At 60.8% G+C, this 20,567-nt stretch carries 18 protein-coding genes; 3 read left to right on the top strand and 15 right to left on the bottom strand.

Going from position 1 to position 20,567, the window contains the following annotated elements; all coding sequences use genetic code 11:
• Positions 1-1,224, top strand: a 1,224-nt coding sequence (locus tag C1722_RS07435) for a helix-turn-helix transcriptional regulator (RefSeq protein WP_180995078.1), incomplete at its 5' end; no start/stop codon positions are given.
• 130 nt (positions 1,225-1,354) lie between these two features.
• Here C1722_RS07435 and C1722_RS07440 read toward each other — a convergent pair.
• From C1722_RS07440 to C1722_RS07450, 3 genes are all read right to left on the bottom strand, one after another.
• Positions 1,355-2,152 carry a YebC/PmpR family DNA-binding transcriptional regulator gene (locus tag C1722_RS07440; protein ID WP_102378670.1) on the bottom strand — a complete coding sequence of 266 codons (798 nt, stop codon included), beginning with the start codon at positions 2,150-2,152 and terminating at the stop codon, positions 1,355-1,357.
• Positions 2,153-2,325: 173 nt separating this feature from the next.
• On the bottom strand, positions 2,326-3,033 hold the full coding sequence (locus C1722_RS07445; RefSeq protein ID WP_102378671.1) for an HAD family hydrolase: 708 nt from the start codon (positions 3,031-3,033) through the stop codon (positions 2,326-2,328).
• A 121-nt stretch (positions 3,034-3,154) separates the two neighbouring features.
• Positions 3,155-4,570 (bottom strand): helix-turn-helix transcriptional regulator, encoded by a 1,416-nt coding sequence (locus tag C1722_RS07450; RefSeq protein ID WP_180995079.1) that lies wholly within the window; start codon positions 4,568-4,570, stop codon positions 3,155-3,157.
• A gap of 218 nt (positions 4,571-4,788) precedes the next feature.
• On the opposite strand from C1722_RS07450, the gene C1722_RS07455 reads away from it, so the two are divergent.
• On the top strand, positions 4,789-6,561 hold the full coding sequence (locus tag C1722_RS07455; protein ID WP_180995080.1) for an FAD-dependent oxidoreductase: 1,773 nt from the start codon (positions 4,789-4,791) through the stop codon (positions 6,559-6,561).
• A 617-nt stretch (positions 6,562-7,178) separates the two neighbouring features.
• Here the strand turns inward: C1722_RS07455 and C1722_RS07460 are convergent.
• Positions 7,179-8,981, bottom strand: a complete 1,803-nt coding sequence (locus C1722_RS07460) for an FAD-dependent oxidoreductase (protein ID WP_102378674.1) — start codon at positions 8,979-8,981, stop codon at positions 7,179-7,181.
• 192 nt (positions 8,982-9,173) lie between these two features.
• Here C1722_RS07460 and C1722_RS07465 point away from each other — a divergent pair, with 192 nt between their 5' ends.
• Positions 9,174-10,112, top strand: a complete 939-nt coding sequence (locus C1722_RS07465) for a LysR family transcriptional regulator (protein ID WP_102378675.1) — start codon at positions 9,174-9,176, stop codon at positions 10,110-10,112.
• A gap of 172 nt (positions 10,113-10,284) precedes the next feature.
• Here the strand turns inward: C1722_RS07465 and moaC are convergent, their stop codons facing one another.
• The 11 genes from moaC to C1722_RS07520 all read right to left on the bottom strand — a co-directional run bounded on the left by moaC (position 10,285) and on the right by C1722_RS07520 (position 20,320).
• Positions 10,285-10,785 carry a cyclic pyranopterin monophosphate synthase MoaC gene (gene moaC / locus C1722_RS07470; RefSeq protein WP_102378676.1) on the bottom strand — a complete coding sequence of 167 codons (501 nt, stop codon included), beginning with the start codon at positions 10,783-10,785 and terminating at the stop codon, positions 10,285-10,287.
• A 3-nt stretch (positions 10,786-10,788) separates the two neighbouring features.
• On the bottom strand, positions 10,789-11,658 hold the full coding sequence (locus C1722_RS07475) for a GTP 3',8-cyclase MoaA (protein ID WP_102378677.1): 870 nt from the start codon (positions 11,656-11,658) through the stop codon (positions 10,789-10,791).
• A 168-nt stretch (positions 11,659-11,826) separates the two neighbouring features.
• Complete coding sequence (locus C1722_RS07480; RefSeq protein ID WP_102378678.1) at positions 11,827-12,939, bottom strand: sulfate/molybdate ABC transporter ATP-binding protein; 1,113 nt, start codon at positions 12,937-12,939, stop codon at positions 11,827-11,829.
• A complete protein-coding gene (gene modB, locus C1722_RS07485) occupies positions 12,936-14,354 on the bottom strand; it encodes a molybdate ABC transporter permease subunit (RefSeq protein WP_244902479.1) in 1,419 nt (472 codons plus the stop codon). Before modB ends, C1722_RS07480 begins: the two co-directional genes overlap by 4 nt.
• Positions 14,355-14,479: 125 nt before the next feature.
• On the bottom strand, positions 14,480-15,391 hold the full coding sequence (locus C1722_RS07490; protein WP_102378680.1) for a molybdate ABC transporter substrate-binding protein: 912 nt from the start codon (positions 15,389-15,391) through the stop codon (positions 14,480-14,482).
• Positions 15,392-15,853: 462 nt separating this feature from the next.
• The gene (locus C1722_RS07495) at positions 15,854-16,138 is read right to left on the bottom strand and encodes a hypothetical protein (protein ID WP_102378681.1); all 285 of its coding nucleotides are present in this window, start codon (positions 16,136-16,138) and stop codon (positions 15,854-15,856) included.
• A gap of 64 nt (positions 16,139-16,202) precedes the next feature.
• A complete protein-coding gene (locus tag C1722_RS07500; RefSeq protein WP_102378682.1) occupies positions 16,203-16,721 on the bottom strand; it encodes an FKBP-type peptidyl-prolyl cis-trans isomerase in 519 nt (172 codons plus the stop codon).
• A gap of 1 nt (position 16,722) precedes the next feature.
• Complete coding sequence (locus tag C1722_RS07505) at positions 16,723-17,076, bottom strand: hypothetical protein (protein ID WP_102378683.1); 354 nt, start codon at positions 17,074-17,076, stop codon at positions 16,723-16,725.
• Between the two features lie 192 nt (positions 17,077-17,268).
• Positions 17,269-17,538 carry a hypothetical protein gene (locus tag C1722_RS07510; RefSeq protein ID WP_102378684.1) on the bottom strand — a complete coding sequence of 90 codons (270 nt, stop codon included), beginning with the start codon at positions 17,536-17,538 and terminating at the stop codon, positions 17,269-17,271.
• Positions 17,539-17,627: 89 nt separating this feature from the next.
• Positions 17,628-17,987 (bottom strand): oxidoreductase, encoded by a 360-nt coding sequence (locus C1722_RS07515; protein WP_102378685.1) that lies wholly within the window; start codon positions 17,985-17,987, stop codon positions 17,628-17,630.
• A gap of 20 nt (positions 17,988-18,007) precedes the next feature.
• Positions 18,008-20,320, bottom strand: a complete 2,313-nt coding sequence (locus C1722_RS07520) for a molybdopterin-dependent oxidoreductase (RefSeq protein ID WP_102378686.1) — start codon at positions 20,318-20,320, stop codon at positions 18,008-18,010.
• Positions 20,321-20,567 lie beyond the last annotated feature (247 nt).

Raw genomic sequence — 20,567 nt, forward strand, 5'->3', positions numbered from 1 at the left:
ACCGCCGCTATGGCGGTTGCCGGAGACGTGTGCCTTGCAACATCGTGGCTCGTCCCCGAATCGAGTCCGGTGCTTCTGCACGCCGGGGCGCTTCTTGCAGGGCTCGGCGCTGCGGCGCTGCTCGTCAAAGCAGGGATCCTGTACAGTGCGCTTTCCCCCTGGAGGGCGATGCTTCTCTTCATGACATCGCAGCTTGTGGCGGCATGCCTGTACCTCGTCATCACCGTTGCCCCCACCCCGATATCCACTGCGCTTTTCTGCCTTTTGCCGGCATTCGGAGCGGTAACCTTTGCGCTGATCCCCGCAAAAAGCAATCCTTCGGTGCAGCCCAAAGCCGCCAAATCGTTCGGCAGAACCTTCGCGCGACTCGTTTTCATGATTTTCGCGTTTCGCTTCTGCTCGAACTACATCAAAACGCTGCTCGCAACGTTTCAGACTTCCGAGGCGATCGAGCTCGGCGTCGCGGGCAACATTCTCCTTAAAATGCTCGTCGCCTTCGTTTTCATCTGCTACGCGTTCAATGCCAGCAAGAAGGTCGATTATGGGCGCGTCTGCTATTTCCTGTTCGTCGGGACAACAATCATCCTGGTTGTCCTCCCGCTGTTCGAAGATCAAATACCCCTGTTCTATGCGCTGAACGGCACTCTCAGCGGCATTACGGGCAATGTTGCCTTCTGCATCTTCGCCTACATCTGCTTCCAATCGAAGGCATCGCCGCTGAGAATATTCGGATTAGGGTACTCCGCCGTCCTGTTCGGCAGTCTGATCGGCTACCTCATCGGCGGAAACGTCGCCCCCTTGCTTGTGGAGGAAAACCTCTCTTCCACGCCGTTCCTCATTGCAGCGTACGCCCTCATCCTGCTCGCCCTGCTCGTTTCTCCCCCAAAACAGCTCGATAGGCTCATGTTGCCCGTCTCGCACGAAGACGTCATCGACATGGCGAAGAGAAAGGCGGGATCGCTCGACGCGGAGGATCGCATGCGCGTACGCTCCCGATCGGTATCGCAGACCTACGGATTAACCGAGCGGGAGCAGGAGGTCCTTATGCTGCTCGCGCGCGGTCATGGGCGCAAGTACGTTGCCGACCACCTTCAGGTATCGCTCAATACCGTGCGCTCGCATTCGCGCAACATCTACGCAAAACTCGGCATCCACTCCCACTCCGAACTCATGGCACTGCTCGAATCGACCGAAGTCGATCCAACCGATAGGCACGCCGTCTGACCCCCGGAACCCAGCAGCCGCACAGGGAACACGCCGAGCAGAATGCACGTCGAAGGCGAACCGCATCGCGTGCATGCAACGGGCGCGCCCGAAAGCGCGCCCGTACCGAATCGAATCTATCGTACAAGCCCTACTCGTCGAGGGCGGCGGCGATCTCGTCGGTGATGTCCATTGTGTGGTACACGCTTTGGATGTCCTCAAGCTCCTCGAACTTGTCGATGAGGCGCATGACCTTCTTTGCGTCGGAGATGCTTACCTCGGTGGGGGTAGTGGCCTCCATGATGAGCTCGGCACCCTTGGTGGCAAGGCCGGCCTCTTCAAGCGCCTTCTTGACGGCCATGAGATCGGTGGGACTCGTGTAGATGATCCACTCCTCGTCGGCGTCCTCGTAATCGTCGCCGCCCGCCTCGGCTACGGCGAGCATGAACTCCTCCTCGTCGCCCGCGGCGCCGTTGGCCTTCATGCCCTCCTTCTTGTCTCCCTCGATCTCTTTGGGAACCATGATCTGGCCCTTGCGCTCGAACTGGAACGCCACCGATCCGGAAGTGCCCAGGCTGCCGTTGGCATGGGAGAACGCGCTGCGCACGTCGGCGGCGGTACGGTTGCGGTTGTCGGTGAGCGCCTCGAGGTAGATGGCTACGCCTGCCGGGCCGTAGCCCTCGTAGATGACCGTCTCGTAGTTGGCGGCGTCCTTGCCGCTGCCGAACGCCTTGTCGATGGCGGTTTTGATCTTGTCTTTGGGAAGCGAGTAGCCCTTGGCTTTCTCGATTGCGGCCGCAAGCGACGCGTTGTTGTCGGGGTTCGGGTCGCCACCCTCCTTGGCTGCCACCGTGATGTTACGGGACAGCTTGGAGAACAAAGCCGAACGCTTTGCGTCCTGCGCGGCCTTACGATGCTTCGTGGTTGCCCATTTTGAATGCCCTGACATATATCTACCCTAACTCTCTGATGCATTTCCAGCGGATTATTGTATCACACCTGCACCGATTGCCTATTTCGATGCGAACGCTCTCCATAATAGGCGCTGGCGGCTGCCGATACGTGCCTGCGGCATGTCGCGCAGGTTACGGCTGGGCATCATCGACAGGCGAAGCCTTGAAGCTACCGAACGCCGACCAGCGCTTCGCACACAGGTTTTTCGCGTGCATAGCGGCCTGCCACGAACTCGATCAGATCGATGTCCTCGTATCCCCGTATAGCCAAATCGGCAAGAGCGGAAAGTTCGTCGAACGTACCCGAATCGTCGCGGTCGTGAATGCCGACCGTATGGTATCCCGCACGCGCCAGCGTTCGCAAGGCGTAGGATGCGTCTTCGAACACCCACGTCTCCTCCCTTGCGGTACCGAGAAAAGCCCGAGCGTACTCGTACACGTCGGGTGAACGCTTCGAAGCGTTCACGTCGTCGGTCGATGCGACGATCGAGAAGCATTCGCGCAGACCGGCATGGCCGAGCCCGATCTCGAGCAGGTGCTTCGGACTCGACGAAGCCACGCCCATCTTTATGCCGAGAGAGCGGAGGGCACGTACGAACTCGAGCGCGCCGCTGCGGGGCTGCACGGCGAGCGCGTAATGCCCGACAACGAGATTCTGGAGCTGGTCGGCCGCCTCGCGCGCATTCGCGCCGACCGAGAACTTCCCGTGGAAGAACTCGCCCGCCTCATCGACGGTCAGCGTATTGAGCAGCGCGACGTCGTCGCATGAAAGCTTCGCTCCGGCTCGGCCCGCAAGCTCGCGCTCGGCGCCGCGCCATGCCCCCATGGTATCCAGCAGCGTTCCGTCGCAATCGAATATCACACCCGTTACCCGCATACGATCTCCTATCTGCCTCGCATCGTTTCAGGCTCACTGTACCGCCGTCCTGTCAAGCCGGGATAAGGCGCAGGTAAAACCTTCGAAAGATCGGTATCGCACCAGATCGAAGCAGGTCCCGCTATCCCTGCAGAATCACATCGATCATGCCCTGGCGATCGTATACGCCGAGCTTGCGGTAAATGGCGCCCACATGATGGCGAGCCGTACTTTCCGCGATGCAGAGCTCTTTGCATATGTAGGGAACGTTTCGTCCGCTCGCTAGCAGCATGAGCACCTCGGCTTCCCGCGCGGTCAGCCCGCAGCGCTCCGCCATCACCGCGCAATGCTCCTCGAGATCGCGGTTCTGACGTATTGCAGGCTGGGGCCGGTAGAACCGCTGCAGTTCGCTTTGGGAAAAAACGAGCGTCCCCACCAATATGACCAGTACGGCAAGCGCGATCAAGAGATGCAGCTGACTGTCGGGCGAGACAAGCCCGACCCCCGCGGCGAGGTCGACGGCAGCCAAGCCGGCAATCGTAGCCAAGCGCAATACGAGGATAGAGCACGAGAAGAAAAGGGCAACCGGTCGTTTCGCCCGAAATGCAAGGTCGGCCGAAACGAGCATGATGAGAATATCGAGGCAGTAGCCTCCGACGATGACGAGCCCGTTGCCGAAATAACCGTAGGCGATCGGCAGGACTGCAAACAGGATCAACCCTATCGAGAGAGCCGGAACGATGGGGCGAAACATCGCAATCGGCGCCGCGGCCGACCGCTCGAATGCAATATGCGCAGCAAGCGCGATGAAGCACGCACCCGCTACGAGCAGGTCGGGGCGACCTTCTGCAATATGCGGAGCAGCCATGCTGGCGTAGAAAGATTGGGCGATGCCGTAGGCGAGGCCAGCTACCACAACGGCGCCCATAGCCTTTACAACAAGCGGCCTGTCGACGGCGAAGACGGCAGCCGACGGAGCGCGCCGCGTCTCGTCGCGAGACGAATACAGGATAGCGCACGAAGCGAGAGGAAGCAGACACACCGCAGCAGCCGTCACGATCTCGGGCAAAAGCTGGACCCCGAAGAACAAAACGAATGCGAACGCGTACGATGAGAACAGGTACTGGCTCACGCGATCGGTGGCCAGTGTAGCCCAAAGCTCACCCCACATAACCAAAAGCAAGGCATTGCCGAATGCCGCGATCATCAAGAAAGCGAGTAGCAAGCCGGTGAACGCGTCGTGGCCCGGAAGCGCGCGCATGACCAAGCAGACTCCCGTACCAACCGTGCACAGAAGCGCCGCAACCCCGAACATGCGCCCCCGCTCGATGAACGAACCGACGCGCGGAGCGATGATCGCCGCAATCGCAAATCCAATCGAGGTAAACAGCAGCGTCCACACGCTCGGCCTGACGCCGAGAAACGAGAGATCGGGCGGCACGACGATCGTCGTGCAGAGCACGAGCATCCACCAAGCCTGCCAAAACCCGATACCGAGCAGTCGAAACGAAAACGGGGAATCCCCGGTCTCGGTTTTCTCTGCACTGCCGACTCCCATGAAACTCCCCTCGTTTACCCATCGGCACAGCATACTACATGCGGGCGATTCTTCCCCGTCTCACGTATAGCAGGAAACCTCCTATTTTTGACGAAAACGGAAAACGGCAGGTTTCATACGGTGCGCTCTGCATCCTCCCGAAGATACCGTGGCATTGCGGCCAGAAGGGAGCCGCGGAAGGTGCGCCGCACCTTCGCATCACCGTCAAAGGAGGATTCATGCCAAAGAAGAACACGCTGTCGAGGCGTTCGTTTATCGGTTTGGGCGCAACCGCCGCCATCGCCGCCGGAGCCGCAGGGCTCGCGGGATGCTCACCCGCCCCCACAGATTCGGGCGACAAGGCGAGCGCAGCAGGCGATGCCGCCGCGGAACAGTCGGAAGCCATCGGATTCGGCGGCGGTGGCGGCAATACCACCATGGGCTACGGCCGCATCCAGAACCCCTCGTTCATGACGGCACCGCAGGCGCTTTCCGAAAGCGACGCGACCGAGGTGCAAGAAGCCGAAGTCATCGTGCTCGGCGCAGGCAACGCGGGCTGCGCAGCGGCGGCATCGTGCGCCGATCACAACCTGTCGACCATCGTGCTCGAAAAGCTGCCCACCGTCCAGGGTCGCGGAGGCGGTATCGGGCTTTGCAACACCAAATTCACGAAATCCTACGGTGAATCCATCGGCCAAGACCTTACCGTCAACATCCCCGAAGCCCAGCACCTGTGGGTTCGCAGCTGCGGAAGCCGCGTGAACGAAGCACTCGTATCGCTGTGGTTCAACAAATCCGGCGAAGCGGGAGACTGGCTCATCGACAAGGCCGCCGAGTACGGTGTCGAACCCGACTCTTTCCGCGCCTATGCGCCGAAGGCCATCATTCCCGAATCGTTCTCCTACCACCAGTTCCACAAAACCGATGCCACGCCCGAATGGCCGGCCGAGTGCAGCTACTTCCAGGCTACCAACGTGCTCTACGTCGACTCCCAGGATGCCAGCAAGCACGACAAACCCGCAACCTACCGGTTCGAGACGACCGCAACCCAGCTTCTGAAAGAAGGCGACAAGGTCACGGGCGTGTTCGCAACCGATAAGGACGGAAACGTGCTGCTCTTCAAGGCGAGCAAGGGCGTCGTCATCGCTACGGGCGGCATCCACGACGATCCCGAGATGGTCGACTACTACTGCGAGGAGAACGTGCACCATGTGCTCGAATGCCAAAACACCCCAGTAGGCTACTCGACCGGCGACGGCATCAAGATGGGGCTGTGGGCCGGCGGCACCGTGCAGGACGGCCCCTTCCCCCTCATGCTCCATCCGCAAGCCGGCCTGCAGTTCCACGGCGCGTTCATGTTCCTTAACATGGAAGGCGAGCGCTTCATGAACGAAGCCACCTGGGTGCAGGGCAAGTCGATGAACGTCATGCATCAGACCGACGACATCGCCTGGTCGATCTTCGACGCCGATTTCGGCGAGCAGAACGTGAAGGCGCTCGAGTTCTCCGGTGGCGGCGGCATGTTCTGGGACACCATGGGCGGCGATGTGGGAGCTCCGTTCGTTGCGCAGGACTACATCGACTTCGTGAACACAGGGCTCGAAGCCGATGACGGCAAGGTGTTCAAAGCCGACACCCTCGACGAGCTGGCCGAGCTGACGGGCATCCCCGCCGACAAGCTCAAGGCCTCGGTTGCCCGCTACAACGAGATCGCAGCGGCCGGCTCCGACGACGATTTCCACAAGCAGCAGGAATACCTCTTCCCCGTCGAGAAAGCGCCGTTCTATGCGGCGAAAGTCGGTGTGGCGCTGCTCGCAATCGTCGGTGGCCTCAAGATCAACACCGACATGCAGGTGCTCGACGCGAACAGGCAGCCGATCGAGGGACTGTACGCCACCGGCAACGCCTCGGGCGACATCTACGCAGTGGACTACCCCATCAACATGGCAGGCAACTCGAACGGCCGCGCCCTCACGTGGGGGTACTTGCTCGGAGACATTCTGTCGAAGTAGCGCGCAAACGTGTACGGGGCCGAGTCCCTCCCTCGGCCCCGTACACGCCCCGCAATGCGAGAGCTCCGTTTGAGGATCGCAGGGGATCCGCCGCCCAATCGCCAAAGGCGAAACCGCGCCGAACACAGGAAGAGCCGCATTGGGGGAATGCGGCTCTTCCTGTGTTTCAGACCAGAACAAGTATAGGACTTAGTCTATTAATTGACAAGAACTTTTTTATCGACCACGTGCGAACCTCTTGCGAAAAGATGCGGAAGCGCGACGCACAGGATAAACCACACTTTGAGACGCGCTGCGGATGGGCGCAGGATGACGAAAGCAACGACTTCTTGGCGAGGGGGTTTCCTGAATCGCAAGGCCCCGAGCGCTGTCCCGATCGCCCACGATCATTCCCTCGAACGCCACCCTGAACGCTGTCCCGGATGACAACCCGAGCGCCTCCGTGCGTCGGGCGGCAGTACGGCCCAACCGAAAAGCAAGGTGCACCTTATATTTCAAAAAGGGATTTATCGACAGGGAAGCCAACGGCAGTTGCGGGTTTCGGCATATCCTTGCCTGCACCGCACCTCATACCGACTGGAGCCGCCGTCAGACGGCTCCAGTTTCGCTCCGCAAACCTACGCGTCGGCCTTGCCGTCCTCCCCCATGATGCCGCCCGCGACCATATAGCCGCCGACGAACGCAAGCCCCAGATCGGCGTACATGCCCGTGAGGGGCTTGCCGGAGGGATTGCCCTCGCCCGACGAACCGCCTGCCGTATGCCAGCCCGCATACAGGCCGGGGATGACCTGTCCCGAGGTGTTCACAACCTGCATCGAGGGGGTCACGCGCAGCCCCGTCTTCGAACCGAACACATGGCCGCCGAGCTTCGCCCCGTAGAACGGAGGCTCGTCGATGGCGATCATCCACTCGGGCGGGTACTTGTACGACGCCGCATAGTCCTCGCCCGCCGCGCACGCCTTGTTCCACTGCGCAACGGCATCCGCGAGCACGCCGCCCTCGAGCCCGAGCGCTTCCTCGAGCTCTTCGATCGTATCGCACTTCGCGATGGCTCCCGCATCGACCATCTGTTGGAATCCGGTGTGCCAATCGCGCAGCCATTCGGGCACGCGGTCGATGTACGGATCGTCGTCGGCAACGATCTTCGCCTTGCGGCAGATGATCTGTCCGAAGAAGTTATCGGTTACCAGCTGGTCGAACTTGGAATCGAAACAGCAGTAGGTCTTGCCGCCCGGCTGGTTCATCTCGATGGCGGCCGTATCGCAGAGTCCCGCCGAGGAGGGAGCGGCATCGGTGGAGTACGGGTAGCTCGTTGCCGACGTGGAGATGAAGGGCACGCGCTGTCCATCGCGGTTGATGCGCAACCACGGCTGGCGAAGCGCCTGGTTGCCGTCTTTGTTGATATGCGAATCCATCATGGTGTCGAACTCGCTGTAGTCGCGCCACCATACACCGCCGTCAAAAGCGCCGGTGGAATCGTAGCCCGAAAGATCGGCTCCGACACCCTGCCCCATGCGGATACACTCGCCCGTGCCGTTCGGCGGCGTAGCGATGTTGGCGATGCCGTGCAAGCACGTCGCCGCATGCTTCGCCATCATGGCGCGGTTCATCTCCATGCCGCCCGCCGTAAGCACGACGGCACGGTCGGCGCGAATGAACTTCTCCTCTTTCTGTTCGGTCACCTTCACCCCGAGCACCGCCGTGCCGTCGAAAACAAGCGTGTCGACCGTGCACCCCGTGCGGATCTCGACGCCCGCCCCGACCGCCGTTTTCTCGAGCTCCTGAAAAGGTATGAGGTTCACGTTGATGCCGTTGGTTGGCGTCGACATGCCCTCCCACTCGAGCAGCCCTGCGCCTGCGGGCGACGGGTTCATGGGCACCCATTTCGCGCCGGCCTTCTCGTTCATCCAATCGATGCACTTCGGCCCCTCGGTTGCCATCGCCCGCAAAAGATCGGGATCTCCCGTCATCTGCTGGCAATCCATAAAGTACTCGACGATGTTGTCGACGTCGTAGGGATACGACGGATAGGCCCACTGGAGATCCTCGGCCTGGCGATGGCCGCCGATGTTCGAGAATACCGACGAGTGCTTCGAATTGCCGCCCGTCTCTTCGCTTCGCTCGAGCATGAGCACCCGATAGCCCGCCTGCGCAAGGCGGATCGACGCGTTCATGCCGCCCGCCCCCGAACCGACTACCACCACCTGAGCCTCCTCGTCCCACGACGAAGGCGGCTCCGCCGGCTCGATAGGTGCAGCGGCGGCCTCGAACGCCGCACGCTCGGACGAATCGCCCGCCTCGGCGTTTTTGTTACCCGACGCCTTGTCGGCAGCGGGCGCGCAGCCTGCTATGCCGGCAAGCGCGCCCGCGCCGCCGAGCAGCGCCGCACCTTTCAGAAAGCTTCTGCGATCAAGTTCCATGACAATCCCCTTCCTCCTTGGGTTCGGCCATCCAACCGAACACCGATTGCACTGCCATTTTCAGCTGAGGACCGCCCGAAACCGTGGAGACCTTTTTATCGGGAAGACGAAAAACCGAACACGATACCAAAAGAACGTACAATGCTGTAAAATAAACTTTACAACTCGCTCATCGTTGTATGGGAGGCATCGATGGATACGCGTCATGTTGAGGAGTTCCTCGTTTTCGCCGCAGAGCTCAATTACTCGACGGCTGCAAAACGCCTGTTTATCACTCGCCCCACGCTTTCCGAGCACATCAGGGAACTCGAGGACGAACTCGGATGCGAGCTTGTGGGCAAGCAGCAGGGAAAGGCCATGCTCACGCCCGCCGGGAAGCGGTTCGTGCAAACGGGGACGCACCTGATCGAATCGGTTCAAGCGATCATCGGGGAATATCGCGCCATCGCCGATAATCTCCTCACCGTCACGATCGCGCAGACCAACCTGCCATGGCTCGAATCGATCCTCTACAAGGCACGGCGGGCCGTCCAGGAGAAGCACCCGGGAAAGCAGATCGAGATCGTCACCGCCAGCGGACCGCGCAGCACGACCGACGCGCTCGCCGAGCAGCAAAACGACATCGTCGTAGCGGGGTGCAAGAGCTACGTGGCCAGCCCGAAACGGCAGATGCTCGCAGAGGGCATGCAGGGGTTCAAGGTGCGTACCGAGGAGATCAAGCTCCTCATGACCAGAGGAAACCCCCTCTTCGAAGCGTCGTCGATCAACGCCGCCGATCTCGACGGCGCCACCATCATGCTACCGCCCGACATCTATCACGGTTACCTGCGAGATGGCGTCGCCGACCGATTCGCCGCATGCGGGGCGCGCATCGCGCTGCAGACAATGAGCTTCGCCGACCATTTCGAGTACTTTTCCTACGATTTCCAGGAGATGTTCGGTATCGTGCCGACCACGCTCGTTCCGCGGTTCGGCATCGACGCACGGGAGGAATGCCGCGCTTTTTCGCTCGACGACCTGCCGCTCGAAACCGATTTCTACGCCGTGTACACCGACGGGTTCGCCGCATCCGAAAACGGAAGGCTGTTCGTCGAGGAGATGCAGCGAATCGCATCGGAGGAACAAGGCTGACCTTGCGCGGCCGGCGCCAAAGCGCTCCGCTTCGCTAGCCGCGATCTCGGCTAGCGATCCGTTCGTAGCGCGTGGGGGCCGACGTCGAACGCACTATGAACATTGTCGGCCGAAAAACACGGAATTGCCCCGAAAACCGTGTTTTTCGGCCGACAATTTGCGTGCATCGAGATCAGCCGCGCTCCCAAAGGCCCGATTTGCCGCCGTCTTTCTTAAGAAGGCGCACGTCCATGATCTCCATTCCGCGATCGACCGCCTTGCACATATCGTAAATGGTCAGACACGCAACGCTCGAAGCGGTGAGCGCCTCCATCTCGATGCCCGTTTTACCGGTTACACCGCAGGTAGCGAGCACGTGAATGCCCACATTGCCATCTTCGCGCTCGCCCGCGAACACCGGCTCCAGATCGACTTTTGCTTTCGTGATGTTGAGCGGATGGCACATGGGAATGAGCGCGGAGGTCTGCTTCGCCGCCATGACGCCGGCTACCCGGGCGCAGGCGAGCACGTCGCCCTTCGCCGCCTTGCCCTCGACGATCAGATCGAGCGTCGAGGAGTTCATGGCGATGAAGCCCTCGGCCACGGCGATGCGCTCGGTGTCGGCTTTCTGCGACACGTCGACCATGCGCACCTCGCCCTTCTCGTCGATATGCGTGAGATTCTGATCGGTCATGCTCTAGCCTCCTATTTGGGACATACCGCGTTCGGTACCCACTTTGTCGTGGTGGTCGTCGGGCTTTGCGCCGAGCGCTTCGGCAAACACCGCCTTTGCGGCCTCCGTGTCGTTCGCACGCAAGGCATCCCGCAGGTCGAATTCGACGTCCGAGAACAGACAGGGGCGCAGTTTCCCGTCGGCGGTCAGACGCAGCCTGTTGCACTCGGAGCAAAAATGACGTGAAAGCGGCGAAATGAACCCGACCGTTCCCAATGCGCCCTCGAACGTATAGTACCGCGCCGGCCCCCAGCCCTCGGGGCGGGCGCCGCCGGCCGGAATGNACCGCACGTGAAGCGGGTTTTCGATCGAGAGCTTGGCAAACGCAAGGTAATCCTGGTTGAGGCTGCGAACGGTGACCGCGTTGATCTTCACCGGATCGAACCCGACATCGAGCGCGGCCCGGATTCCCGCAAGCGCGTCCTCGAGCTTGCCGCGCCTCGTGATCATGGAGAACTGCGCGGGATCGAGCGTGTCGAGCGAGATGTTGACGCGCGAAAGGCCGGCTTCCTTGAGCTCGTCGGCCATCCGCGGCAGCAGTACGCCGTTGGTGGTCATGGCGATATGCTCGATGCCGGGCGTGTTCTTGATCGACCTGATGAGATCCACCACGCCCTTGCGCACAAGCGGCTCACCGCCGGTAAGGCGCACGCGCGTGATGCCCATCGTGGCGGCGACGCGCACGGCCTCCTCGATTTCTTCGATGCGCAGAATGTCCTCATGCGACATCTGCTCCACGCCTTCGTCGGGCATGCAGTATATGCAGCGCAGGTTGCACCGGTCGGTCAACGAGATGCGCAGATAATCGATAGTACGGCCATGCGAGTCTTTCATGCCGATCGCCTCTCTTCTCAGTTGAGGATATTATAGCAATCCCCATGCGCAATCAGGGGCATAACAGCAAAACAGATCGGCTTTTTGTCATGTTTCGTACCGTTTCGCCCTGTTTCGCCTCAGTGCGGACCGGTTTTGCCCGGCATAGAGCCCGCTCGCCCGGCGCAGCTACCTGCTTGCCAGGTAGAGCCTGTCCTTGGGTATGCGGATGAGCAGCTCGTCGCCCTCCTCGGGCAGCTTCCCGGGCGCGACCGACAGCTTGTTCACCCGCCAGAACACATGCTGATGCAGGTACTTCATATCGTCCTCGTCGGCCGACACGATCGGAGCCTCCGCCTCGTTGCGCTCGAGAAACCCCAGCAGCACCGTACGGTCGAAGCGCGAGTCGCTCACCCGGTCCGCCCTCACCCGAAACACGTTCTCCCCCGGCTCTTCGACGCGCTCCAAGAAGAACGCGCGTACGCCGAGGCATTTCACATCCCTCGGCACGGGTTGCTCCGTTGAAAGCGAGATGCCCCATTTGGGCAGATGGACGCGGTGATCGTCCATGTATTCGGCCGGCGTTGCGTTCTTGCAGCCCGAAAGCTTGATACCCGCCTGGCTCTGGGGTCGGTTCACGAGATCGTCACCCGTGCCCTCTTCCACGATGCGGCCGTCCTCCACCACCGCGATGCGGTCGCAGAACCGCAGCGCCTCGTCGATGTCGTGGCTCACGTAAAGGATCGTGCCGTCGTAGGCGTCGAACAGGCTCACGAGGTTCTGCTCGAGCACCCCTTTGAGGTGGGCGTCGAGGGCCGAGAACGGCTCGTCGAGCATGAGGATGCCCGGCTTCGCCGCAAGCATGCGCGCAAGGGCTACGCGCTGCTGCTGCCCGCCCGAAAGCTGCGCAGGATAGCGTTTCTCGAAGCCCTGGAGTCCGAAGCGTTTGAGCTCGCTTTGCACGACGGCGTCGCGGTCGGCCTTCGCCACATCCTTTCCGATGCCCGCCGCCACGTTCTCCGCCACCGTGAGGTTCGGAAACAGCATATAGCTCTGGAACAGAAGCGCGGTCTTGCGCTGCTGGGGCGTCAGGTTGATCCTGGCCTCGGAGTCGAAGAACACCCGGCCGTTCACTACGATGCGGCCCTCATCGGGCTTCTCGATGCCCGCGATGCAGCGCATGGTGAGGCTTTTGCCGCACCCCGATGCGCCGAGGAATCCGAGCGTCTCGTCTTCGGCAGCGAAGGCCGCATCGAGCTCGAAGCCCGAAAACCGCTTCTTGATGGAAACTTCGAGGCTCATTCGGAGGCCCCCTTACGGTATCTGGTCGTACGCCTGCTCCACAGATTGATGAACAGGATCACGATGAAGCTGAATACGAGAATGACCCCCGTCCAGAACAGGGCCACGTCCATATTGCCGCTCATCCACTCGAAGTAGATGGCGATGGGAATGGTTCGCGTAATACCGACGTAGTTGCCGGCCAGAAACAGCGTTGCCCCGAACTCGCCGAGCGCGCGGGCGAACGCGAGCACGGTTCCCGCCGCGATCGAGCTCCACGACAAAGGAAGCATGAGCTTGAAGAATATCTTCGCGTTCGACCAGCCGAGCGTACGCGCCGCATCGAGCATGTTCGGATCGAGGCCCTCGAAGGCGCCGCGCGCGCTGCGGTACATGAGCGGAAACGCCACCACCACGGCAGCGATAACCGTTGCCTGCCAGCTGAAGATGAGCGGGAAGCCGATATCGATGAACCACTGGCCGAGCGCGGTGTTGCGCCCGAGCAGCAAAAGCAGCAGAAAGCCGCATACCGTCGGCGGCAGCACCATCGGGATCGTAAAGACGGTGTCGAAGATATCCTGTGCGCGCTTCGAGATGCGCAGGGTGAAGTAGGCCGCAGCCAAGCCCAACACGAAGATGAACACGATGGCGGTACCGGTGGTTTTGAGCGTAACCCACAACGGCGACATGTCGATGCCGCCCAAGAACTCGGTAAACGCTGCGAATCCCGTAGAAGCGGCCACGATATCGACCGCATCGGGTTCGACGATCTTCAGAAAGTCCACGTGGGTGGGACGCGTAAGGCCCTCGACCGCGGTCGAGACCACGTCGCTGCCGTCTTCCCCGATGGCGCACACGTAGTATTTCCCCTCGCCCGCTTCGACGGCGAAGCTGTACCGGATGCCCTCGACCGTCTCGGTCGGTTCGCTCGTAAAGTACCACGGCACCGTATCGTCCATAACGATGCCGCCCGTCAGCGATACCTCGTCGAGCGCAAGGAAGTACCGCTTGAGCGTCTCCTGCGAACCTGCATCGCCCGCATCGCACAGCGCATGCGCCGAGGGCGGCACGTAGACGAGCACATAGCTCTCGGTGGCGACGGCGACGGCGTAGTCGGCCGTCGAGCCCTGGTAATAACTGTATCCGAGGTACTGCCCGTCGAGCTCGCGGTTCGAACCCTTCTGCGCTCGGCTGAAATCGTCGACGGCGAACGTAGCTCCCTCGATCAAGGCAGCTTCGCCTTCGGCCGAAACGACGACGTCGTCGACGACGACCGTCGATTCGTCCGGAGATGAGCTGTCCGCCTTATCAGACGAGGGATCTGCGCTTTCGGGGGAATCGTCCAGGAAGGCGTCGTCGGCAAAGGCAAGACCCGGACATGCCGCAGCGAATACCAGCACAAAAGCCATCGCAAGGGCGCTTATGCGTTTTCCCATCCTATGTTCCATTCTCGCGTTCCCATCGTCAGGCAAGCCTCGCGTACGACGGGAGGATGGAAAGCTCGGCCTTCCATCCTCCCGTCGAAAGCGCGGCGCGCTTAATCATACCGTGAAACGGCGGCTTACGCAGCCAACTCGAAGCCCCATTCCTGCCAGATCTTGATGGCGTCCTCGTTGGTGAAGGCCCAATCGAGGAATTCTTTGGCGGCATCGGAGTTCGCAGACTCGGCGCAGATGGCGGCCGGGTAAATGATGTTCTTGTGCGTATCGGCCGGAACGGTTCCGACGATCTTCACGCCGCCGAAGCGGTACACGTCCGAGCTGTAGACCATCGCGAGGTCAACGTCGCCCGAATTGGCGTACGAGCACACGTTGCCGACGCTCGAGCCCTCGGTCACCATGCCAGCGAGCGGGGTGCCCTCGAACGTGCCGCCCTTGCCCGCGGAATCGGCGCCGGTCTTGCCGTCGGGATCGATCCAGCATGCGGGATCGGTGGTCGACAGCGACTGCTTGGCGTAATTGCCGGCCGGAACGTTGTCGTCGCCGACGGAGATCTTGTAGTCGCCCGTTGCGATGTCGGCAAGCGTGATGTCCTTAAGATCCGAACTCTCACCCGTCACGATGACGAGCTCGTTGGTGAACATGTCGAAACGGGTCGCCTTGTCGACGTAGCCCTCGTCGACGGCGGTATCCATCGTGCCCTTGGACGCTGTAATGAGGATGTCGGCGTACGAACCCGCGCCGAGCATCTCGTTCAAGGTGCCCGAAGCCTCGTACTGGGCGTCGGCGAACGTCACCCAATCATGGTCCTTCATGTAGAGGTCCTGCACTTCCTCCATCGCCTTCGACAGCGAGTTCGCGGCGAAGATCTGGAGCTCGACGGCCTCCTGGGTCGGCTCGGGCTCCTGGGCCTGCGTGTTCCCTTCCTGCTTAGGCTCCTCTGCGGGCGCAGAGGAGCAGCCGGCCAATGCGAACGCCCCCACGAGCGCAAACGAGAGGACGGCGGTAAGCAAAATGCGTACGTGTTTCTTCATGCGTTCCCTTCCTTGTTTCCCTTAGTTCATAGGTCGGTTTTCGTCCCGACGCTGCCCAATATTATCCTTTATTAAGTATATAGTCAACGACAATTCGTCTGTTTTATGCATAATGAACTCAATCGAAAAGGCGGCTAAGCGCCGGCCGTTCGCGCCGTCCACCGAGCAGCCGACGCGATTACCTTTGTCAAGAATCGCTCCATATGGATGATCTTCCGCAGAGCACCTAAACCATCCCCAATGATGCATGGTTCTGAACTGAGATTACCGGAAGCCCGCCTCTAGGCCATTTCCTCGGTGTGGGAAATCCTGGCAAGAATTTGTCCATACGAACCGACTCCGGCGCACATGTGCGAGCATGCATGGAAAAGCCGTCGTCCGACACGGCAAGAAAGAGAGGGCGCATACGACGCGAAGCGCGCTCGAAGCCGCAGGGCGTCGCAGCAGCATGTCAGCGTAAAACTACAGCGGCTTCGACACCCGCACGTTGCAGGGTTGCGACTCGCCGCCGGGTTGCTCGGTTCTGCCCTTGCGGCACGGGTTGTAGCAAATCTCGCCGCAGATCGTGCACGTTACGGACTCGGGCGTGGCGAGCTCAGTCAGATCGAACCCGCATTTGGTGCAGGGGTTCGACGCAGCCATATGCTCGAGGTCGACTGCGTTGAACGCGCCGCATTCCGGACACTTGACCGGGCGTTTGCGCGGCGGGCGGCAGCCACCGCATATCGGGTTGCATGACCAGCACATGGCATTCACCTTTCACGGTTCGTTCGGGCGTGCGGAGGAAGGCGTTCGGATGCCGAAAGCGCGCTTAGCGGAAGTCGTCTCCCTGGTCGCCGCCCAGAAGCTTCGACTGCTCCTTCAAGTGCGCCGCCTTCTCCGCCGCCGAGACGAAATTCTCGGGAGCATCTTCGATCTCAAGCAGCTCGACCTCGAATATAAGGTCCTTCCCTGCGAGCGGATGGTTAAGATCGAACGTAACCATGCCGCCTTCGATTCCCAGCACGGTTGCGGGCGTAGGAGCTCCGTCCTCGGCGCTCGAGAGCCAGATCCGTTTTCCAACGGTCACGTTGTCGACGGGAATCTGCTCGAGCGGGATCTTCGTCGTATGGCCTTCGAGGTACTCGCCGTACGCCTCGTACTCGCCGACCGTAAAGGTCTTCTTCTCGCCGACCTCGTTCATTTCAAGCACGGCCTTCTCGAAGCCGTCTATGGCCGCATCCATGCCGGTCTGGAACCTCATGGGCTCGTCTTGCGTGGCGAAACCGAATACGGTACCGTCATCGAGCTTGCCCGTATAGGTAAGCGTTACCGTTGATCCGATTTCCATGTTATGCCCCTCGCTTCAGTTCCGCATCCTGCCAAGGCGCCCCCGCAGGATTGAGCTTGCGCCGGCGAGAAAGCTCGTCAGCGAACATAATGCAATAGCGCAGTCCCTTGAGCGTAACGTACAAACACGCAATCTCGTGGCTGCCTCCGTGGTTGAACACATCGTAGGTCAGGTACTTCCGTTCAAGCAACGGCTCGTACACGGGATTCCCCTTCAATTTCTCGAGCAAAAGGTTCACCGATTCCCGACCCAGCTCATCCTGTTTCAAAGATATGTTGTACAGGATGTTTTCCTGCTCAGGCGTCAAACGGCCCATTTCCTCGATCTCGGCTTTGATGATGTCCTCGGTTCCCATAAGCGTCTGCCTCCTTGTGCGATTCGGTATCCACGTTTCCCATGGTTGTCTCGTTGCCAATACGGTGCCGGTAAGGCTTTCTCGCCAGTAAAGCGTTGCCGGCACCGCAGTGCTCACCATTTTGAAAGAGGACTCACTTCGAGCAACAAGCGAGTCCTCTTTGTACCTCTGTGCAAACGTATCGCCTAAAGCTTAGCTCACCGGCTTGATGTCTTTGAAGCTGCCGCCGAGGCCAAGCTCGCCGGCGCCTTCGTTACCCGTTCGCTTCGTCGAGGTGTAGCCGCCCCAAGCGCGGGCGATGTACTTGTCCTTCACAAAGAAGATCTGGGCCTTCATGAGGTCGGATTTTTCAACTCCGCAAGCGGCCATGGCCTCTTCCTGGCTCTTGCCCTCAGCTAGAAGAGCGTTGAGCTTTTCAGCCGCCTCGGGAGCGTCGAGCTCCAAAAACTCGTCTCGGGTCATAGTGCCCTCCTTGTCAGTCTCTCAACTCGGACGCCATGGTCATCGACCTCGTCGACCGATGACCACGGCATCCGTCTCTTACAGAAAACCTACAGTTGGAACAGAACCATCGGGCGATCGAACTCCGCCATCTTAGCCTGCATGTCTTCCAGGGTACCGTAGTACATGGACGCGGACTCTTCTACCTGGACAGCCAAGGGGCGCTGGCCGGCTTTATCGCCGCCCGTTCCCCAGTGCTCGGAGAAGATGGACGTCGGGCACGGAAGGTAGAACCATTCCCATGCGTCGCCGTCGTTGCCCTCGCCCTTCTTGAAGGGGCCGATCTCGACTTCCTTGATACCGAACTGGTCGATCGGGAGTCCGAGTTCTTCTTTGCAGGCGATCTCTGCGGCATGGTTGCCGGAGAAGTAGGTGTAATCGACGAGCAAAGCGTATTTCTGATCTGCCATTTTATGCCACTTCCTTTCAGTTAGTCCTGGTCGAGACTACGGACGCGGCGCATGCTGCACATAACGCCCTTGTACGGAGCACCGAAGCCAAGCTTACCGACGTTGAAGTGGGGCACGAGGCTGTTGAAGTTAGACTTCCACACGCCGAACAGGTTGGGCTCTTCGCCGTCCTGCTCAGGGAACCACCAGCCGTGAGCGCAATTCAGGATGCCGGGCTTGATGACCGGGGTGATCTCGGCCTTGAAGCGAGCTTCGCCGAACATGTTGGCCACCTCGCACCAGTCGCCATCGGTGATGCCGTATTCCGCAGCGGTCTCGGGATTCATCTGAACCCACGGCCACGGATCGATCTGGCGCAGCGAAGGCACGTGACGATGCTCGGAATGGAACGAGCTGTAGCGACGAGAACCCGAGGTGGAGAACAGCGGGTACTGGGCAGCGAGATCAGGTTGGCTGATCTGACTGTAGTTCGGCTCCTCGTAGTACGGCAGCGGATCTTCGCCCCAGGACTCGTACAGGATCGAGTAGGCTTCGATCTGGCCGGTGATGGTGTTGAAGCCGGGCTCGCCGTCGAAGCGCAGCAGGCCCTTCTCGTACTTCTCGTACTCGAAACCATGGGCGCCGGGCTGATAGAGGCCGGCTTCCCTGAACGAGTTCCAGTCGTAGCCGATTTCCTTGAGCTGATCGCTGTAGAAATCTTCGACCGCAACCGCGAGGGCGTCGAGGTCGAGCGACTTGCCGTCGGCAGGCTTGTACCAGGGCCACCACGAGGGGTTGAGGCGCTGACCGAACATGAGGCAGATCTCGACGTCGGACTTGCATTCGCCCACCGAAAGCGCCTTGTTCATGGGGCCCATGAACACGGTGTTGCGGCCGTAGTGCGTGAGTACGATGCCGTTGTGCTCCGCCCACGTTGCCATCGGCAGGAAGTAATCGCCCACCGCCATGGCCGTCGGGGTCATGGTGAGGTCCTGGACAACGACGAACTCGAGCTTCTGGAGAGCCTTGTGCCAACGCTTCGGCTGAGCCGAGCAGGTGGGGGTCAGGAAGTTCGAGCTGTTGAACCAACCCATCTTGAGCGCGTAGGGCTCGTCGGTTTCCATGGTGTTGAGCGTCTCGTCGGGCTGGGTGGTCGCCATACCCGTGGAAAGGCCCGGCCATGCAGCGGCGCCGATGCGCTTTGCCCACACGTCGTCTTCCATGGCGCCGCGCTGCTCCATACGCCACTTGCCGAGAAGAGCCGACGGAGGTCCGAGGGTGAGGCCGCCCGGCCGGTCGATGGATCCGGAGAGGGCTGCGAGGATGATCATGGCCTGCGAAAGCTGCACGCCGTTCTTGTTCTGGTCGAATGCGAGACCCCATGCCCAGCCTATCGGGCGCTCGGTGCCTACGATGTGGGCAACGCGCTTGATGTCCTCGACCGGAACGTCGGTGATCTCGGATACCTTCTCGACCGGGTATTCGGCCGCGCGGGCCTTCATCTCGTCGAGGCCGTATATCCACTTCTCGGCGAATTCTTTGTCGTATTCGCCGCTCTCGAACATGAGGTTCATGATGCCGAGCGCAAGGGCGGTGTCGGTCTGCGGGCGAACCTGCAGGTTGATGTTGCCGTCGTGCGCGCCGACCCACGTGATGCGGGGGTCGATGGAGATGATCTTGGTGCCGAGCTTCATCAGGTCGACGAGGCAGTGGCCGAAGAAGCCGTCGCCGTTGGAGGGCAGGGGCTCTTTACCCCATACCACGATCCACTTGGGAACGGTGTAGGCCGGGTCGTTGTAGCTGCCCGGAAGATGACCGGCATAGTCGAGCTCGGGATACCCCGCGCCCAGCACGTAGTCGGCGATCGAGCAGCGCGGTCCGTAGCAAGACCAACCGGACTGCGTGTAGCAGCAGTTGGGCGACTGCAGAACAGAGAACGTAAGCGCGTAATAGAAGATGCACGCCTCACGGCCGGTGCCGCCGAAGACGACGATGGACTCGGGGCCGTAGGTGTCCTTGAAGTACTGCACCTTCTCACAGATGGTGTCGAGTGCCTCGTCCCACGTGGTTTCGATCCATTTGTCCTTGCCGCGATCCTCGTAAGCACGCTTCATCGGGTGGATGATGCGCTCCGGAGCGTAGGTGTACTCGCGCAGGGCGAGGTTCATCGCATTGACGCGACCGGTGGTAATCGGGTTGTCGTCGTCACCCTCGACGCGGATGAGCTCCCCGTCTTTGGTCACGACCTTGACTCCGTATCCGACAGGATGGCTTCCCGGAGGCGACCACGTATTGCTGCGGGTTACGACCGTTCCATCCTCCATCACGGTTTGCCATTGTTTACCGTATGCCATGTTTTCCTTCCTTCTTTCTTTGGTTCACTCAATAAAACCTTAGAAACGTCTCGCACACACTGTGAGCGATATCCGATCCTCCCGGATCGCGGCACCACCTCCTTGCGCTATCCCCTGATCAACGGCTGAGCAAACGCTGCATGCCGTTTGGCTGCGAGACACCTGCCTTACGGCGTCGGCGGCTTCGGTGCGCCGGGTGCTTTCGGTGCGCCGGGTGCCGCAGGGGCTCCGGGCGCTTTCGGTGCGC

The sequence above is a fragment of the Raoultibacter timonensis genome, from assembly GCF_900240215.1.
Lineage (GTDB): Bacteria > Actinomycetota > Coriobacteriia > Coriobacteriales > Eggerthellaceae > Raoultibacter > Raoultibacter timonensis.

Bases quoted from the DNA above. Each gene is read 5' to 3' on its own strand.
- C1722_RS07440 (WP_102378670.1), bottom strand. From the start codon at position 2,152: ATGTCAGGGCATTCAAAATGGGCAACCACGAAGCATCGTAAGGCCGCG.
- C1722_RS07445 (WP_102378671.1), bottom strand. From the start codon at position 3,033: ATGCGGGTAACGGGTGTGATATTCGATTGCGACGGAACGCTGCTGGAT.
- C1722_RS07450 (WP_180995079.1), bottom strand. From the start codon at position 4,570: ATGGGAGTCGGCAGTGCAGAGAAAACCGAGACCGGGGATTCCCCGTTT.
- C1722_RS07455 (WP_180995080.1), top strand. From the start codon at position 4,789: ATGCCAAAGAAGAACACGCTGTCGAGGCGTTCGTTTATCGGTTTGGGC.
- C1722_RS07460 (WP_102378674.1), bottom strand. From the start codon at position 8,981: ATGGAACTTGATCGCAGAAGCTTTCTGAAAGGTGCGGCGCTGCTCGGC.
- C1722_RS07465 (WP_102378675.1), top strand. From the start codon at position 9,174: ATGGATACGCGTCATGTTGAGGAGTTCCTCGTTTTCGCCGCAGAGCTC.
- moaC (WP_102378676.1), bottom strand. From the start codon at position 10,785: ATGACCGATCAGAATCTCACGCATATCGACGAGAAGGGCGAGGTGCGC.
- C1722_RS07480 (WP_102378678.1), bottom strand. From the start codon at position 12,939: ATGAGCCTCGAAGTTTCCATCAAGAAGCGGTTTTCGGGCTTCGAGCTC.
- modB (WP_244902479.1), bottom strand. From the start codon at position 14,354: ATGGGAAAACGCATAAGCGCCCTTGCGATGGCTTTTGTGCTGGTATTC.
- C1722_RS07490 (WP_102378680.1), bottom strand. From the start codon at position 15,391: ATGAAGAAACACGTACGCATTTTGCTTACCGCCGTCCTCTCGTTTGCG.
- C1722_RS07495 (WP_102378681.1), bottom strand. From the start codon at position 16,138: ATGTGCTGGTCATGCAACCCGATATGCGGTGGCTGCCGCCCGCCGCGC.
- C1722_RS07500 (WP_102378682.1), bottom strand. From the start codon at position 16,721: ATGGAAATCGGATCAACGGTAACGCTTACCTATACGGGCAAGCTCGAT.
- C1722_RS07505 (WP_102378683.1), bottom strand. From the start codon at position 17,076: ATGGGAACCGAGGACATCATCAAAGCCGAGATCGAGGAAATGGGCCGT.
- C1722_RS07510 (WP_102378684.1), bottom strand. From the start codon at position 17,538: ATGACCCGAGACGAGTTTTTGGAGCTCGACGCTCCCGAGGCGGCTGAA.
- C1722_RS07515 (WP_102378685.1), bottom strand. From the start codon at position 17,987: ATGGCAGATCAGAAATACGCTTTGCTCGTCGATTACACCTACTTCTCC.
- C1722_RS07520 (WP_102378686.1), bottom strand. From the start codon at position 20,320: ATGGCATACGGTAAACAATGGCAAACCGTGATGGAGGATGGAACGGTC.